The 15,598-nt window shown below is 73.1% G+C and carries 13 protein-coding genes; 9 read left to right on the top strand and 4 right to left on the bottom strand.

What is annotated here, in order from left to right; genetic code table 11:
- The first annotated feature begins 35 nt into the window (after window positions 1–35).
- From AB0I21_RS37880 to AB0I21_RS37900, 5 genes are all read left to right on the top strand, one after another.
- A complete protein-coding gene (locus AB0I21_RS37880) occupies window positions 36–3,248 on the top strand; it encodes a BTAD domain-containing putative transcriptional regulator (RefSeq protein ID WP_360568518.1) in 3,213 nt (1,070 codons plus the stop codon).
- Between the two features lie 56 nt (window positions 3,249–3,304).
- Window positions 3,305–4,033: a hypothetical protein gene (locus tag AB0I21_RS37885; RefSeq protein WP_360568519.1), complete on the top strand. Its 729-nt coding sequence runs from the start codon at window positions 3,305–3,307 to the stop codon at window positions 4,031–4,033.
- 93 nt (window positions 4,034–4,126) lie between these two features.
- Window positions 4,127–4,672 carry an RICIN domain-containing protein gene (locus AB0I21_RS37890; protein ID WP_360568520.1) on the top strand — a complete coding sequence of 182 codons (546 nt, stop codon included), beginning with the start codon at window positions 4,127–4,129 and terminating at the stop codon, window positions 4,670–4,672.
- Between the two features lie 91 nt (window positions 4,673–4,763).
- Window positions 4,764–7,547 (top strand): BTAD domain-containing putative transcriptional regulator, encoded by a 2,784-nt coding sequence (locus AB0I21_RS37895; protein WP_360568521.1) that lies wholly within the window; start codon window positions 4,764–4,766, stop codon window positions 7,545–7,547.
- A gap of 46 nt (window positions 7,548–7,593) precedes the next feature.
- A complete protein-coding gene (locus AB0I21_RS37900) occupies window positions 7,594–8,553 on the top strand; it encodes a CehA/McbA family metallohydrolase (RefSeq protein ID WP_360568522.1) in 960 nt (319 codons plus the stop codon).
- Here the strand turns inward: AB0I21_RS37900 and AB0I21_RS37905 are convergent.
- From AB0I21_RS37905 to AB0I21_RS37915, 3 genes are all read right to left on the bottom strand, one after another.
- Entirely contained in the window at window positions 8,540–8,953 is a 414-nt protein-coding gene (locus AB0I21_RS37905; RefSeq protein ID WP_360568523.1) for a hypothetical protein, read from the bottom strand. The two genes, AB0I21_RS37900 and AB0I21_RS37905, sit on opposite strands and share 14 nt — an antisense overlap.
- On the bottom strand, window positions 8,950–9,234 hold the full coding sequence (locus AB0I21_RS37910; protein ID WP_360568524.1) for a hypothetical protein: 285 nt from the start codon (window positions 9,232–9,234) through the stop codon (window positions 8,950–8,952). The genes AB0I21_RS37905 and AB0I21_RS37910 overlap by 4 nt, the downstream gene beginning before the upstream one ends.
- A 110-nt stretch (window positions 9,235–9,344) precedes the next feature.
- Window positions 9,345–10,202, bottom strand: coding sequence for a hypothetical protein (locus AB0I21_RS37915; RefSeq protein WP_360568525.1), 858 nt, complete (start codon window positions 10,200–10,202; stop codon window positions 9,345–9,347).
- A gap of 441 nt (window positions 10,203–10,643) precedes the next feature.
- Here AB0I21_RS37915 and AB0I21_RS37920 point away from each other — a divergent pair, with 441 nt between their 5' ends.
- Entirely contained in the window at window positions 10,644–11,687 is a 1,044-nt protein-coding gene (locus tag AB0I21_RS37920; protein ID WP_360568526.1) for a LacI family DNA-binding transcriptional regulator, read from the top strand.
- Window positions 11,688–11,751: 64 nt separating this feature from the next.
- The gene (locus tag AB0I21_RS37925) at window positions 11,752–11,958 is read left to right on the top strand and encodes a hypothetical protein (RefSeq protein WP_360568527.1); all 207 of its coding nucleotides are present in this window, start codon (window positions 11,752–11,754) and stop codon (window positions 11,956–11,958) included.
- Between the two features lie 286 nt (window positions 11,959–12,244).
- Here the strand turns inward: AB0I21_RS37925 and AB0I21_RS37930 are convergent, their stop codons facing one another.
- Window positions 12,245–12,826: a TetR/AcrR family transcriptional regulator gene (locus AB0I21_RS37930; RefSeq protein ID WP_360568528.1), complete on the bottom strand. Its 582-nt coding sequence runs from the start codon at window positions 12,824–12,826 to the stop codon at window positions 12,245–12,247.
- 95 nt (window positions 12,827–12,921) lie between these two features.
- Between AB0I21_RS37930 and AB0I21_RS37935 the strand changes: the two genes are divergently transcribed.
- Together AB0I21_RS37935 and AB0I21_RS37940 are read left to right on the top strand one after the other, a co-directional pair.
- Window positions 12,922–13,941, top strand: coding sequence for an aldo/keto reductase (locus tag AB0I21_RS37935; protein WP_360568529.1), 1,020 nt, complete (start codon window positions 12,922–12,924; stop codon window positions 13,939–13,941).
- A gap of 54 nt (window positions 13,942–13,995) precedes the next feature.
- Complete coding sequence (locus AB0I21_RS37940) at window positions 13,996–15,567, top strand: bifunctional 3-(3-hydroxy-phenyl)propionate/3-hydroxycinnamic acid hydroxylase (protein WP_360568530.1); 1,572 nt, start codon at window positions 13,996–13,998, stop codon at window positions 15,565–15,567.
- Window positions 15,568–15,598: the final 31 nt, after the last annotated feature.

Below are 15,598 nucleotides of genomic sequence, written 5' to 3' on the forward strand. Positions count from 1 at the left end.
GACCCATTGTGGCACAACGCTATGCTCGACCGGTCATGTCCGGGAGCGTGCGGTTCGCGATACTCGGGCCGCTCCTGGTGTCCCGCGACGGCGCGGCCGTGCCGGTCGGCGGCCCCAAGCAGCAGGCGCTGCTGACCCTGCTGCTCCTGCGACCCAACCGGGTGAACAGCACCGGCTGGCTCACCGACGCGCTGTGGGACGGCGACCCGCCGCCGAGCGCGCAGGTCACGCTGCGCGGCTATGTCGCCGCGCTGCGCCGGGCGCTCGAGCCGGGCCGCGGCGCGCGGGCGCAGGGCACGGTCGTGGTCGGCCACGCCGGCGGCTACGAGCTGCGCGTGCCGCCCGAAGCGGTCGACGCCGCCGAGTTCGCCGCGCTCGCCGAGGCGGGCGCCCGGGCCCTCGCCGCAGGTGCCCCCGCCACCGCCGAACGCGAGTACACGCGGGCCCTCACGCTCTGGCGCGGCGACCCGCCCGCCGGGGACCTGTCGGCCGTGCACGCCGAGGTGGCCAGGCTCGCCGAGACCCGCCTGGCGGTCGAGGAGGGCCGCTGCACCGCCGCCGTCGCCGCGGGCCGGCACCACGCGGTCCTGCCCGACCTGCGGCGGTTCGTGGCCGAACAACCCGCCAGGGAGTCGGCGCGCGGGCAGCTGATGCTCGCGCTGTACCGCGCGGGCCGGCAGACCGAGGCCCTCGCCGTCCACGACGAGGGCCGCCGCTTCCTGGCCGCCGAGTTCGGCGTCGAGCCGGGCGCGGCGCTGCGCGAGCTGCACCACCGGATCCTCAGCCACACGGTCCCCGATGCCGCGCCGACCGTCCACATCGGACACGAAGCGGTCCCGGCCGGCTTCGCCGGGCGGGAGGCCGAGCGGGAGGCCGGGCGGGAGGCGCGGCCGGCTGGTTTCGTCGGGCGGGGCGCCGAGCTGGTCGTCCTCGGCGAGCATCTCGGGGCGGCGCTGCGCGGCGGCGGGCGGATGGTCGCCGTCGTCGGCGAGGCCGGCATCGGCAAGACGACCCTCGCCACCGCCGTCACCGACCGGGCCGCGGCCGCCGGCGTCCCCGTGGTGTGGGGCCGCTGCCCCGCCGTCGGGCAGGCGCCGCCGTTCTGGCTGTGGAGCCAGATCGTGCGCGGACTGCTCGCCCTCCCGCACGCCGGGGCCCCCGCGGCGGCCCTCACCGGGTTCGTCGGCGGACCGTCCACGGTGGACGTCGCGCCCGACCCCGCGGCGAGGTTCCGCGCCTATGAGGCGGTTTCGGCGTTGGTACGAGCGGCCGCCACCCCCTCCGGCCTGGTGCTCGTCCTCGACGACCTCCACGCGGCCGACCCGGACTCGCTGCTGCTGACCCGGTTCCTGGCCACGACCATCCACACGGGACGGACGCTCGTGGTGGCGACGCTGCGCCCGTACGAGCGCGAACCCGCCCTCGTGGAGACCCTCGACGACCTCGCCCGCGGCGCCGGGTCCGGGCAGCTGCGCCTCGCCGGCCTCGACACCGCCGGGGTCGCCGACCTGGTCGCGGCCCGCACCGGCGCGCCCGCGCCCGACGACGTGGTGCGGCGGCTCGCGGAGCGCACCGGCGGCAACCCGTTCTTCCTCACCGAGGTCCTCGGCGCGCCGGGGGAGCGGCTGCCGCCGAGCGTCCGCGACGCCGTGCGGCTGCGCCTGGACGGCGTCCGCGACGCGGTCACCCGCGAGTGCCTGGACGTGCTCGGCGTCGCCGGACGGGACCTGGAGCTGCGGCTCCTCGCCGCCGTGACCGGCGTCCCCGCCGCCGAGCTGCTCGCCGGTCCGGCCGCGGCGCAGCTGGTCACGGAGGCCGGCCCCGGCGCGGTCCGGTTCCGGCACCCGCTGTTCGCCGAGGTCGCATACGCCGAGCTACCCGCGGCGCGACGGGCCGCCCTGCACGCCCGCCTGGCGTCCGCGGCCGCCGACCCGTACCCCGGCGCGCTCACCGCGGGCGAGATCGCGTTCCACTATGGACGGTCGATCGGCCTGGGCCACGCGGGCGACTTCCTGCGCTGGACGGTGCGCGCCGCCGACGACGCCGCGCGCCGCCTCGCGTACGAGGACGCGCTCGCCCACCTCGCCCGCGCCACCGACGAGCTCGCGCCGCACGCCGCCACGTCCCCCGGCGCGGCCGCCGCCGAGCTGGACGTGCAGCTGCGCCGGGCGGCGCTGCTGCAGATCACCGTCGGCGTCGGCAGCGACGCGGTCGCCGAGGCGGCCGCCCGGGCCAGGTGGCTGCTGCCGTACACGGGCACCGGCACCGACGTGCGCGCCGCGCTGTGGACGCTGGGCGAGGTCGCCTGCAACCGCGCCGAGTACGCCGTCGCCGAGGACCTCGCCCGCCAACTGCTCGCCTCCGCCCCACCCGTGGCGGCGCCACACGACTCCGGCGCGGCTGCGAAGAGGCCGCTCGACGCGGACACGCCTGCGAAGGAGCCGCCCGACGCGGGCGCACCTGGGGAGGAGCCGCTCGGTGCCGGCGCGCCGCCGGACGAGCTGCTCGCCGCCGCCGGCCCGTACCTGCTCGGCGTCGCCTGCTACTTCACCGGGCGCCTCGCCGAGGCCGACGGGCACCTCAGCACCGCCGTCGACCGCCTCGCCGCCGTCGACCCCCGCCACCTGCGCTCGCAGGCGGGCCGCACCCCGGCCCTCGCCGCGTACAACTTCCGTGCCCTCGTCCGCTCGCTGCGCGGCCTGCCCGCCGCCGCCCGGGAGGACCTGGCCTCGGCCGCGGCGCTCGCCGAGCGCTGCGACGACCCTTACGGCCGGGCCAACGCCGCCCTGTACGCCGCCTGGACCGCCCTGCAGGAGCACGACGTCCCCGCCGGCCTCGCCGCCGCCCGCCACTGCCGCGAGATCGGCGCCCGCCAGGGCATGCCCCACTTCGTCACCACCGGCGACTTCGTGGCGGCCTGGGCGGCCGTGCACACCGGTACACCTGCCGCTCTCGCCACGATGCGCACCACCGGCGAGGCGATCCACCGCCTTGGCCTGCGCGCCACGAGGACCATCTCCATCGCCGCCATGGCCGACGCCCACCTCGCCGCCGGCGACCGCACCACCGCCGCCACCCTCGCCACCGAAGGTCTCACCGCCGCTGCGGCCATTGGCGAACAGGTCCTCACCGCCGAGCTCCTCCGCGTCCGCGGCCTCGCCACCGCCAACCAGGAGGACCTCCACACCGGCGCCGACATCGCCACCACCCAGGGCGCCCGCCTCCTCCTGCACCGCCTCCAGCGATGACACCCCGCCGCCGATGACTTCTGCGGCCTCGTCTTCCTGGCGTACCCTCGCACCCCATGACCGACGTCGTCGCGTTCTGCGGCTTGCCGTCCAGACCTTGGCTGGACCGGGTGCTGAGGCGACGGCGCCTCGCCAAGGCGGCAGTCGGGTTCCTGGCGTCGGAGGCCACCGATCCGCAGACCTGGCGGGCCGGACCATGGCCGTGGTCGCCGTGGACGTTGAAGGAGGGCGTGCTGCGGACCTTCACGGCCCTCGGTGCCCCCGCGGCGGTGGCGGCGACCCTGCGGGACCTGATCGTCGGCGCGACCGGCCGGCAGCACCGGTGCAAGGATCACCGGTACTGGGGACTGGCCCGCACCCTGGACAGTCCCACGCTGCGCGCCCGGCTCCGTGCCGCCGCCACAGATGGAGCGGAGCCCACGAGGTTACGGGCGCGGTTCGTGCTGTGGCTGCTGGAGCATCCCGAGCACCGCACCGACGGGCGCGGCTGGCGGCGGTGGCTGCGCACCGAAGGCCGCCCACTGCCCGACCGTCTCGCCAGGCTGGACATCGCCGCCCTGCGCCGCCCCGCCGACGCCGCAGCCGCGCTCGCCGGCGTCCCGGCGCCGGACGTGGCCGCGGTGCTGGAGTCGCTGGAGTTCGGTCCGGCGATCCAGATCGTGGCGCTGCTCGACCCGGTGGTGGCGGCCGGCGCCCTGGCCGGCATGGACCGGCTCCGTGCGGCCCAGACTCTGCGCCGCCTGCCGGAGCCCGCCGCGGCGGCGGTCCTGCGGCACGTGCCGTGAGCGGGGTTTCAGCAGCGTTTCAGGGGTGCCGGTCAGCCTTCTGGGAGATCGGCCGGGCAGGTCCGGCCGGCGGAACCAGACGGAGGTAGGACCATGAAGGCGAAGCGCAGCGCCGGTTGGCGGGTGGTCGTCGTGCTCGCGGCGGCGGGTGCCGTGCTCTTCGGGGCGGCGACCACTGCGTCGGCGGCGACACAGCAACGGGCGGCGCAGACCGCTGCGGGGCCGAGGCTGGTGATCCTCGCGCAGGACGGCGGGGCCAGGCTGCTCGACGCGCACGAGATCGCGTCGCAGGACTACAACGTGGTGACCAGGCCGTACCAGACGGACAACACGCAGAAGTGGTGGCTGACGGACGTGGGCGGTGGGCTGTACACGCTGCAACAGGCAAGCAGTGGACGGTTCCTCGACGCGCACGAGATCGCGAGCCTGGACTACCGGGTCGTGACGCGGCCGCGGCAGACGTTCGACAACACGCAGCTGTGGCGGCTGCAGGACTACGGCGGCGCGTTCTACACGGTGCAGCAGGTGAGCAGCGGCCGGTACCTCGACGCGTACGTGTCCAGCGCGCAGGACTTCCGCGCCGTCACGCGGCCGTGGACCGGGGCCAACTCGCAGGTGTGGCGGATCGTGGGCGCCTGATACCGGCTGTCAGGTCACCGACCGACGGGTCCCTCCACCGCCACACCTGCGGCTACCGTTTACCGGTCGTTGAAGGGGTGTGGGGGACACGATGCAGGTCAGGCTCCTCGGGCCGATCGACGTGACGCAGGCCGGGGTGCCCCGCGAGGTGCCCGGACTGCGCCGCAAGGCGGTGCTCGCGGCGCTGGCGGTGGGCCGGGGCGAGGTGGTCAGCACCGACCGGCTGATCGACGCCGTCTGGGGCGAGGACCCGCCGGCCACGGCGATGAACACGTTGCAGCGGCACGTGTCGTACCTGCGGCAGGTGCTGGGCGGGCGAGACACCATCGTGGCCCGTCCGCCCGGTTACGTGCTGGCGCTGCCGGGCGACGACGCCACCGACGTCGCGGTCGCCGAACGGCTCATCCGGCAGGGGACCGCACAGGGTTCCGCGCAGGGTTCCGCGCAGGGCGCGCACGCCGAGCGGGTGCGCGCGCTGCAACAGGCCCTCGCCCTGTGGCGCGGCCGGCCGCTCGAGGACATCGCCGGCCAGACCGGGCTCGACGCGGAGGCCGAGCGGCTGGAGGTGCTGCGCCTGCACGCCCAGTCGGCGCTCGCCGAGTGCCGGCTGCAGCTCGGCGAGCACGCGCAGCTCGTGCCCGACCTGGAGCGGCTCACCCGCGACCATCCCCTCGACGAGGGGCTGCACGGGCAGCTGATGCTCGCGCTGTACCGGTCGGGCCGCCCCGCCGACGCGCTCGCCACCTACCAGCGGCTGCGGCAGGCGCTCGCGACCGAGCTCGGGCTGGACCCGGGCCAGCACCTCCGCGACCTCGAGGCGGCCGTGCTGCGGCAGGACCCGGCGCTCGACCTGACCGCGTCGTGGGTCACCGCCGCCGCACCCGCCGCGCCGGCGCAGCTGCCGCTGGCGGTGCGCGGGTTCGCCGGCCACGCGGAGCGCCTCGCCCGGCTGGACGCCCTCGTGCAGGAGGCGGCGGCAGCACGGACCACGGTCGTCTGCGCCGTGTCCGGCCCGCCCGGCGTCGGCAAGACCAGCCTCGCGGTGCACTGGGCGCACCGGGTCGCGGACCGGTTCCCCGACGGTCAGCTGTACGTCAACCTGCGCGGCTTCGACCAGCGCGGCGCCGTGATGGACCCGGCGGAGGCGCTGAGCGGCTTCCTGCACGCGTTCCGGATGCCGCGGGAGCAGGTCCCGGCCGGGCTGGACGACCGGGCCACCCGGTACAGGAGCATCCTCGCCGGCAAGCGGGTCCTCATCATCCTCGACAACGCCCGCGACGCGGACCAGGTCCGCCCGCTGCTGCCCGGCGCGCCCGGCTGCCTGGTCCTGGTGACGAGCCGCAACCAGCTGACGCCGCTCGTCGCGGCCGAGGGCGCGGTGCCGCTCGCGCTGGACCTGCTGACCGCGGGGGAGGCGCGCGAACTGCTGACCCTCCGGCTCGGCGCGGCCCGGACCGCCGCGGAGCCCGCCGCGGTCGCCGAGATCGTGCAGCGGTGCGCGCGGCTGCCGCTCGCGCTGTCCATCGCCGCCGCGCACGCCGCGACCCGTCCGGGCACGTCGCTCGCCACGCACGCGGCACAGCTGCGCGGCACGGCCGGCGGACTGGACGCCCTCGACGGCGGCGACACGAGCACCGACGTGCGGGCGGTGTTCTCCTGGTCGTACCGCGCGCTGACGGACGACGGGGCGCGGATGTTCCGCCTGCTGGGCCTGCACCCGGGCCCCGATCTCGGCGTGCCGGCCGCGGCCAGCCTCGCCGGCGTCGGGCTGCCGCGGGCGCGTGCGCTGCTGGCCGAGCTCGTCGAGGCGAACCTGCTCACCGAGCACACGACCGGCCGGTTCCGCTTCCACGACCTGCTGCGCAGCTACGCCGCCGAGCAGGTCTCCGCGGACCGGGGCGCCGCCGTCCTCAGGATGTTCGACCACTACCTGCACACCGCGCACGCGGCGGTCATGCAGCTGGACACCGGCCGCCCGCCGACGCGGCTGCCGCGCCCCGCCGACGGCGTCACGGTCCTCAAGGTCCGCGGCGGCGACGAGGCGATGGCGTGGTTCACCGCCGAGGACGCGGTCCTGCTCGCGGCCGTGCACGGCGGCGCCGCCGAGGGCCTCGACGAGCACGTGTGGCGGCTCGCGTGGACGCTGACCACGTACCTCGACTGGCTGGGCCGCTTCGACGACCTCATCGCGACGTCCACCGCGGCCCTCGCGGCCCTGCTGCGCGTCGGCGACGTCCTCGGCCGCGCGCACGTCCACCGCGACCTGGGCCGCACCCTCGCCCGGCTGGGCCGCTTCGACGACGCCGCGACGCACCTCGACCAGGCCATCGACCTCTATCGCTCCCTGGGCGACCCGGTCGGCCAGGCCCGCACCCACCACAACATCGGCTGGATGCTGCAGGTCCAGCAGCGGCACCGGGAGGCCCTGACCCACAGCGAGCAGGCGTTCGACCTGTTCGAGGCGGCGGGTGACGTACTGTGGCAGGCCCGCACCCTGAACGCGGCCGGATGGCTGCACGCCCAGCTCGGCGACCACCGGCGGACCCTGGACCTCTCCGGCCGGGCGCTGCAGCTGCTGCAGGAGGTCGGCGACCGGCACGGCGAGGCGGGCACGTGGGACAGCCTCGCCCTCGCCCACGACCATCTCGGCGACCACCAGCAGGCGACTCGCTGCTACGACAAGGCGATCCAGCTCTTCGAGCAGCTCGGCGACCGCGCCACCGCCGCCGACGTCCTCGTCGCCGCCGGCGACCGCCACCACGCGGCCGGCGACGGCGCCGGGGCGGCCGTGTCGTGGCGCCGCGCCCTCCAGCACTTCGAGGCGATCGGCGACCCCCGCGCCGGCGACGTCAACCGGAAGCTGCAAGCGGTCTGAGGCGCATGCTCTCCGGCGGCGGTGCCGGCGTGGCTACGATGCCGGTATGGCCGGGGACCGGCACTGGTTCAGGGGTGACTGCCACGTGCATTCCCGGCGCTCGCACGGGGGCGAGCTCACGCCGGCGGAGCTCGTCGTCGCCGCCCGGGCGGCCGGGCTCGACTTCATCGCCGTGACCGAACACAACCTGGACGCCGCCCGGGACCCGTGGTCGCGGCTCGCCGGCGACGGCCTGCTGGTCATTCCCGGCCAGGAGGTCGTCACCGAGACCGGGCACTGGCTGGTGCTCGGCCTGGCTCCCGGGCACGTCGCCGACTGGCGCTACGGCGTCCGCGACGACCTGATCGACCGGTCCGTCGCCGAGGTCCACCGGGCCGGCGGCCTGTGCGTCGTGGCGCACCCGCACGCCCCGTACCCGGCGGGCACCTTCATGTTCCCGTTCGACGGCTTCGACGCGGTCGAGGTGTGGAACGGGCAGTGGAGCTCAGACCTGCCCTGGAACGCCGACAACGAGGCCGCCCTCGCGGAGTGGGGCCGCGGCCTGGCGGTCGGTGTCCACCGCCGCCGCTGGACACCGGCGATCGGCAACAGCGACGTCCACCTGGCCGGCCAGATCGGCACCCCGCAGACCGTCGTCCACGCCGCGGACCTCACCCAGGACGCCGTGCTCGCCGCCCTACGCGCCGGCCGCTGCTGGATCGCCGGGTCCGCCGCGATCCAGCTGACGCTGGTCGCCACCGCCGGTCCGTCCGAGGCCGGAATCGGCGAGCACCTGCCCGCCGCCAGCGGTGAACCCGTCACGGTGGAGGTCCACGTGCGCGGCGTGCCGTCGGGCACGGTCAGCTTCCACACCGACCGCGGCCGGTCCCACCACGAGGCGCTGCCTCCCGCCGGCACGGGCACCGTGACCTGGTCCACCACCGACCGGCCCACCTTCGTCCGCGTCGAGGTCCGCCATCCCACCGGCCCCATGGCGGCACTCACCAACCCGGTCATCCTGACGTAGCAGCGCCGCGGCGGGGCTTCAACCGGGTCCGGAACAGGTCGCCGGGGTCGCCGGCGCCGGACGGTGCCGGTCGAGGCCGTTCGCGGCTGGGCGGTTCGATCAGGCTGGCCGCCGCCAGCAGACGCATCCAAGGGGCGACGTATCGGTGTTTGCGGGTCTGGTACGCCCGGAGGTTGCACACGGTCGCGGCAAGGCGCGGGTAATCGGGCCCGAACACGTACCGCGTGAAGAACGTCGGCAGGTCGGGCGCGAACTCGTCGACCTCGATCTCGTCCAGCCCGGCGCCGTCGATGCAATAGAACCGGTAGCTGTCGCCGTCGATGTAGTAGACGCTGCCGTCGGCGACGTCGAGGGAGAGGTCACCGATGGCGATGACGTCGTCCTCGGTGTCGCCGGTCACGACGCACCCCTCGCCGATCGCCGGCGGGTCACCCAGCGGACACTCCTCGTCGAGGTCGCGATCCCGCCACGCCTCGACGGTGCGACCTCCGCGGGCGGCGCGAACCGCAGATCCCCGGTGTCGACGCTGCCGACCAGGTCGAACACGTCATACAGCCCAACCGGCAGCTCCGGGTTCCGCGGCAAGGGCTCCGGCTCGCCGATGACGACGGGAAGGCCGTGCTCGACCGCCAGCCGCCGAAACGTCCCGACCCGCTCCCGGAGCACCTCGATCACGTCCACCGGACTCAGCCGACCGTCTCGTCGAACCCTGTCCGCGACAAGCCATCTGTGCTCCGCAACGTCCCCCCACCCCCGACGGGCCAGCCAATCACCAGCGTGTCATACCGAGCTTAGGAACAGTCGAATCGGTAGTCGTCGGGGCGTGCCGGACACGACGTACAGGTGAAGATGTAGATGCCACCGGCGTCGCCGAGCATCAGTCCCGCCGGATTCTGCAGCGCCCGCCACGGATGATCGTCCGAGCTGCCGAAGCCCCAGCCGAGCATCGCCGGCCGGTCCTCCAACGGAATCCAACGACGTTCGTCGCCGCGGCTGAACTCCCAGCTCGCGATGGTGACCAGGTGCTCCATCCGGTCGCCGCACCCGCAGAACGGCCAGTCGGGCTGCTGCGTCCAGCCGGGGTAGCCGCCGACCTTGATCCCCGAAGCGACCGCCAGGTCGGTTTCATAATCCCACCCCGTTTCCGCCTGAACCTGGCGGACCGCATCCCGGATCTGCGACCACAGCTCCCGTGACAGGTCGTTGGACGGATATTCGAGCACCCGCTCGGGATCGACGATGCACGGGTCGGGCACGTACCTGGAGTCGGCCTCCTCGTGCGGCGTCGGCATCGCGACCAGCCGTGGCCCGACCGCCGACCGGGATCGCCACCGCAGCCGGGGCACCGGAGCGCTCCATGGATCGTGATCGAACGGGCACCACAGCACCTGCAGCAGGTCCGAGCCGTCCCGAAAAGGCAGTTCCGGCACATCCCTGGCGAACACCTGCAACACCGGGACGAGCGGGACCGGGTCGCCGGCCGGGTGCTCCTCCAGACGCGCATCATCACACAGAGGCCACGGCTCGTCCGCCGGCCACAACAGCGGTCCGTCCAGCGAACTCTGCTCGACCGACGGATGCCCCTTGCGTGGATGCAACCGGACGCTGGTCCGGGCCAGTCCGCGCAACTGCGGGAAGGTCGCGTCCATGTCGACCGGAGCTGCTGGAGTCGTGTGCACGGACGGAATCGTGTGCGCGGAAGATCGCAAAAGCAAGCCCGCTCCACCTGTACGCCAACCAGTCAGGTCCTGCACCCAGCAGCCTGTGATGGTCGAGGGCGGGAAGGAGTTGCGCCGCGAGATCGCCCGGATCGTCGGGCGGGACGCTCCATCGCGGCACAGGACTCTCTCCGGGGACAAGAATAACTTTTGCCAGCCGCCGTCAGACGAAGACTGATTCGCTCAATTCGGCACAAGCCCGCGCCGAGGCGTCTGCGCTGGTCTTCGGGTAGGGAGGTGGTGGCCGAGGTCTGCGTGCGGATCGTGGAGCGGACTTAGTGATCGTTAAATCGTCAGTTGCCAATCAATCTACGGGTCGGTACATTGAGTCTACACGTGTAGACGATACGAGTAGATCGGCGGTCTGACACGATGGCTCAATCCGCACGCGTAACACGGCAGGACGTTGCCAATCGGGCAAATACATCGGTGGCGGTCGTGAGCTACGTGATCAATAATGGTCCCCGCAACGTTCGTGCGGAGACGCGAGACCGCGTTCTGAGCGCAATTCGCGAACTTGGGTACCGAGCGAACCTCGCCGCTCGCTCCCTGCGAACTCAACGGACGATGGCAATCGGCTTGATCGTTCCTGACGCGTCCAACCCATATTTCGGAGCTCTCGCTCGTGAGATCGAGGAGGCTGCGTTCGCTCGCGGCTACGCCCTTCTGTTGGGCAATGCCATGGAGGAGAAGGAGCGCGAACTCGCCCATGTGCGCGCGCTGCTGGATCGTCAGGTGGATGGCGTCATCCTTGCGCCCTCGGCCGGTCCGACGCCTTGGATGGATGATCTCGTCCGATCTCCAACGGCGTCGGTGATCCTGGATCGCGGCCTTGAGGAGATGCCGTTCCCGCAGGTCGTGGTCGACAACCGTTCGGGCGCGTGTGCGGCGGTGCAACACCTGGTAGGCCATGGGTGTCAACGCATTGCCTGCATCGCCGGGCCTAGGGGTATCCATCCGACGGACGAGCGAGTTGCGGGTTGGCGCCAAGCCATGGATGAAGCTGGTCTGACGCCAAACGCTGTCGATCTGCACTACGGCACCTTTCGGCAAGAAGACGGTTATAGCACGGCAATGATCATGTTGGGCAACGGTCGGCGGCCGGATGCGGTCTTCGCGACCAGCGACGAGCAGGCGATCGGAGTGCTCTCCGCGGCTGCGCAATTGGGTCTCCGTGTGCCGGAAGATCTTGCGGTCTTCGGTTTCGACGGTATCGAGGGTGGACGGTTCACTGTGCCACCGTTGAGCACGGTGCAGCAGCCGTTGCATGATCTCGCAACCGAGGCCGTGGACAGGGTCGCGAGGCAGCCAGGACAACCCCCGGCTGTAGCCGACAGTATTTGGCTGCAGACGAGTCTCACTCTTCGGCGGTCTTGTGGCTGCGACTGGAGTGGGCATCAGACCTTGCGGGCGTAGGCAGGTCGTTGTCGCGATCTCGGGCATTTGCGTTCAAGGGACATTGGATCGAAGAGGGGGTGCGATGCCCTCGCTGCTCGGTATTCCGTGGATCGCGGTTGTTATTGTTATTCCCTCTGTGGTGAAGCTCCTGATGTTGATCATCGTGCTACGTGGAACTAAGCCAAGTGAGCGTCCTGCGATTCTCAGGGCGTTCGCCAACATCCTGCGACCGCGCATTGAGCCACGCCGCACAGACAAGACTGGGAGCGAGAACATCCGCAGCGAGTAGCTGCTCTCCGCTTGCTGGCTACGGTGGTTGGCGTGCAGCCGCGACTCAAGTGCTGCGGCCGCGGCGAGGATGCGGTTCGGGTGCCGGTCGTACCGCCGGAGCACGGATGCCTGGGATGCACCCGCACATGCTGCGACACACTTTCACCACAAGCTTGCACGACGCCGGAGTCGGCCTCCGCGGCGTACGCCCACGCCTGTCCGTCTGGCTCGGAGGTCGGAGCCGCGGGTTCGGAGCCGTCGCGTCCGGCCAGGATCGGCAGTACCGCCGACGCTGCCGTGGTGGGTCAGGCGGCGGGTGGTGGCGGTGGGTGGAGGCCGGCGACGAGGAGCTGTGCCATGTGGCGGGCGTCGTAGCGGGGGTCGCGGCCGGCGCCGATGCAGAGGTTGCCGACGGCGTACATGAGGGCGAACGGCTCCACGTCGGGCCTTGCCTCGCCGGCGGTGACGGCCGCTGACAGCAGGGACGCGCAGACGGGCAGCAGGCGGTCGATGAAGTACGCGTGCAGCGTGTCGAACGTGGTGTCGTCTGAGCGCAGCGCGGCGGCGAGGCCGTGCTTGGTGACGAGGAAGTCGACGAACAGGTCGATCCAGGCGGCCAGGGCGGCGTGCGGGGAGGCGGTGCCGGCGAGGAGGTCCGGGCCGGCGGCGGCGCACGCCTCGACCTGGTGGCGGTAGACGGCGACGATCAGGTCGGCGCGGGTCGGGAAGTGGCGGTAGATGGTGCCGACGCCGACGCCCGCCCGCGCGGCGATGTCGCGGACCGGGGCGTCGACGCCCGCCGCGACGAACGCCGCCGCCGCCGCGTCCAGCAGGGTCTGCTCGTTGCGGCGCGCGTCGGCGCGCTTCCGTGGTGCCTCGTGCGTCACTGCCCACTCCAGGAACTTGGCAAACGGAACCGTGTTCCGTATTGTCGAGAGAGCGGAACGAGGTTCCGCTTATGGGGAAAGGATGCCAGACGGCCATGCAGTACCGCACTTTGGGCCGCACGGGTGTGCAGGTCAGCACGCTCGTGCTCGGCGCGATGAACTTCGGCAGCATCGGGCGCACCACGCAGGACGAGGCGACGGCCATCGTCGGCGCCGCCCTCGACGCCGGGATCAACATGATCGACACCGCCGACATGTACGGGCAGGGCGAGTCGGAGGAGATGGTCGGCCGGGCGATCGCCGGGCGCCGCGACGACATCGTCCTCGCGACGAAGGCGGTGATGCCGATGGGCGACGAGCGCAACCACCGCGGCGCGTCCCGCCGGTGGCTCGTCACCGAGCTCGACAACAGCCTGCGCCGCCTCGGGGTGGAGCACGTCGACCTGTACCAGATCCATCGTTGGGACCCGACGACCAGCGACGAGGAGACCCTGTCGGCGCTCACCGACCTCCAGCGCGCCGGGAAGATCCGCTACTTCGGGTCGTCGACGTTTCCGGCGTACCGCATCGTGCAGGCCGAATGGGCGGCACGGCGGCACCACCTCGGACGGTACGTGACCGAACAACCGAGCTATTCCATCCTGCAGCGGGGAATCGAGGCGCACGTGCTGCCCGTGACCCAGGAGTACGGTCTCGGCGTGCTCGCGTGGAGCCCGCTCGCGTCCGGATGGCTGTCGGGTGCGGTGCGGGAGGGCCGGGGGATCACCACCAGCCGGTCGGCGATCCTGCCGGAGCGCTTCGACCTCGGCATCGCCTCCAACCGGGCCCGGCTCGAGGCCGTCGAGCGGCTGGCCAAGGTCGCCGAAGACGCGGGACTCACGCTAATCCAACTCGCGTTGGGTTTCGTGACCGCACACCCGGGCGTGACGAGCGCGATCATCGGGCCGCGCACGCTGCAGCACCTGGACTCCCAGCTGGCGGCGGCGGATGTGGTACTGCCGGCCGACGTCCTCGACGCCGTCGACGCGATCGTCGCACCGGGCGTGGACCTGGCGCCGCAGGAGAAGTTCGACACGCCACCGTCGCTGCTCGACGCCGCGCTGCGCCGCCGGTAGGGACCTCCACACGGGTTCCACACGGTTCCCACAGCGCGCTGGTGGACTGCCCGGATGGACACAGACGTCGTCGTGGTGGGCTGCGGGCCGGTCGGCGCGCTCACCGCCAACCTGCTCGGCATCCGCGGGGTGCGGACCGTCGTCGTCGAGCGCAGCACCGCCCCGCACGGGCAGCCGCGGGCGTTCTCCTGCGACGACGAGGCGCTGCGGATCTACCAGCAGGCGGGGCTGCGCGACGAGGTCGCCGCCGACATGTACCCGCCGCCGCTCGTCGAGTACGTCAGCGGCGACGGCCGGCCGTTCGCCACGATCGCGCTCGACGAGGTCGACTTCGGCCTGGGCAGCGAGCCGCTGCACTTCTTCGACCAGCCCCGGCTGGAGGCGTCGCTGCGCGGCGGCCTCGAGCGGTTCGAGCACGTGTCGCTGCGGACCGGTGTCGAGCTGACCGGCCTCGACCAGGACGCCGACGGCGTCACGGTATTCCTACGCGCGTTGGATAACGGCGCCGTCAGCTCGCTCCGGGCGCGGTACGTGCTCGGCTGCGACGGCGCCCGCAGCGCAACCCGGGCGGCCGTTGGAATCGCGTTGAGCGGCACGTCGTACGCCGAGCCGTGGCTGGCGATCTCCGGCGACGTCGAGCCGGGCGGCGTCCGCCAGCCGACGACCAGGTTCGTCTGCGACTGGCGCCGCCCCGCGTTCGTCTCGCCGGGCGCGTTCGGCACGCACCGCCTCGAGTTCATGCTCCGCGCCACCGAGACGCCGGCCGAGATGACCCGGCCGGAGACGGTGGCACGGCTGGCCGCCCCGTACGTCGACCCCGACCGCTTCACGGTGACCCGCGCCGTCGTGTACACCTTCCACCACCTCGCCGCGCGGCAGTGGCGGGCGGGCCGGGTCTTCCTGCTCGGCGACGCCGCCCACCAGATGCCGCCGTTCCTCGGCCAGGGCCTGTGCAGCGGCCTCCGCGACGCCGCGAACCTCAGCTGGAAGCTCGCCATGGCCTTGGACGGCACCGCCGGCGACGAGCTGCTCGACACGTATGAGGCCGAACGACGCCCCCACACCGCCGCGATGGCCGCCATGAGCGTCCGCCTCGGCCGCGTCTTCCTGGTCCGCAGCCGCGTGCTGGCCTTCCTGCGCGACGCCACCCTGCGCGCCGTCCAGGCGGTGCCCCGCGTACGCCGCCTCATCCGCCACTTCGAGTTCAAGCCCGCGCCGATCCTGGACAAGGGCGCGCTCGCCGGCGGCACCCGCCGCGGCCCCATCGGCACGATGTTCCCCCAGCCGCTGGTCCTGCCGGCCGGCGCCACCGACCCCGTCCGCCTCGACGACGTGCTCGGCACCGGGTTCGCCGTGATCGGCCCGTCCGTGACCGCCACGACCCGGCGCCCCGGCCCGCCGGCAACCCTCATCCGTGTCCTGCCACCCGGCACCACCCCCGCCGCCGCAGAAGCCCCAGCCGCGGCAGACAGCCCAGCCGCGGCAGAAGGCCCAGCAACGGCGGAAGACGCACTGACGGTGGTCGACGTCGACGGCGTGCTGACCGCCTGGTTCGCCAAGCACCGCGCCGAGGTGGCGGTCCTGCGCCCCGACCGCTTCGTCTACGCCACCACCCTCACCGCCTGACCGGCGCCCGCGGTGCATCGTTCAAACCGGA

Source organism: Dactylosporangium sp. NPDC050588 (assembly GCF_040654975.1).
Lineage (GTDB): Bacteria > Actinomycetota > Actinomycetes > Mycobacteriales > Micromonosporaceae > Dactylosporangium > Dactylosporangium maewongense.

What these genes read in the sequence shown, in the direction of transcription:
- AB0I21_RS37935 (WP_360568529.1), top strand. Translation starts at nt 12,922, where the DNA reads ATGCAGTACCGCACTTTGGGCCGCACGGGTGTGCAGGTCAGCACGCTC.
- AB0I21_RS37925 (WP_360568527.1), top strand. Translation starts at nt 11,752, where the DNA reads ATGCCCTCGCTGCTCGGTATTCCGTGGATCGCGGTTGTTATTGTTATT.
- AB0I21_RS37890 (WP_360568520.1), top strand. Translation starts at nt 4,127, where the DNA reads ATGAAGGCGAAGCGCAGCGCCGGTTGGCGGGTGGTCGTCGTGCTCGCG.
- AB0I21_RS37880 (WP_360568518.1), top strand. Translation starts at nt 36, where the DNA reads ATGTCCGGGAGCGTGCGGTTCGCGATACTCGGGCCGCTCCTGGTGTCC.
- AB0I21_RS37900 (WP_360568522.1), top strand. Translation starts at nt 7,594, where the DNA reads ATGGCCGGGGACCGGCACTGGTTCAGGGGTGACTGCCACGTGCATTCC.
- AB0I21_RS37885 (WP_360568519.1), top strand. Translation starts at nt 3,305, where the DNA reads ATGACCGACGTCGTCGCGTTCTGCGGCTTGCCGTCCAGACCTTGGCTG.
- AB0I21_RS37940 (WP_360568530.1), top strand. Translation starts at nt 13,996, where the DNA reads ATGGACACAGACGTCGTCGTGGTGGGCTGCGGGCCGGTCGGCGCGCTC.
- AB0I21_RS37915 (WP_360568525.1), bottom strand. Translation starts at nt 10,202, where the DNA reads ATGGACGCGACCTTCCCGCAGTTGCGCGGACTGGCCCGGACCAGCGTC.
- AB0I21_RS37920 (WP_360568526.1), top strand. Translation starts at nt 10,644, where the DNA reads ATGGCTCAATCCGCACGCGTAACACGGCAGGACGTTGCCAATCGGGCA.
- AB0I21_RS37895 (WP_360568521.1), top strand. Translation starts at nt 4,764, where the DNA reads ATGCAGGTCAGGCTCCTCGGGCCGATCGACGTGACGCAGGCCGGGGTG.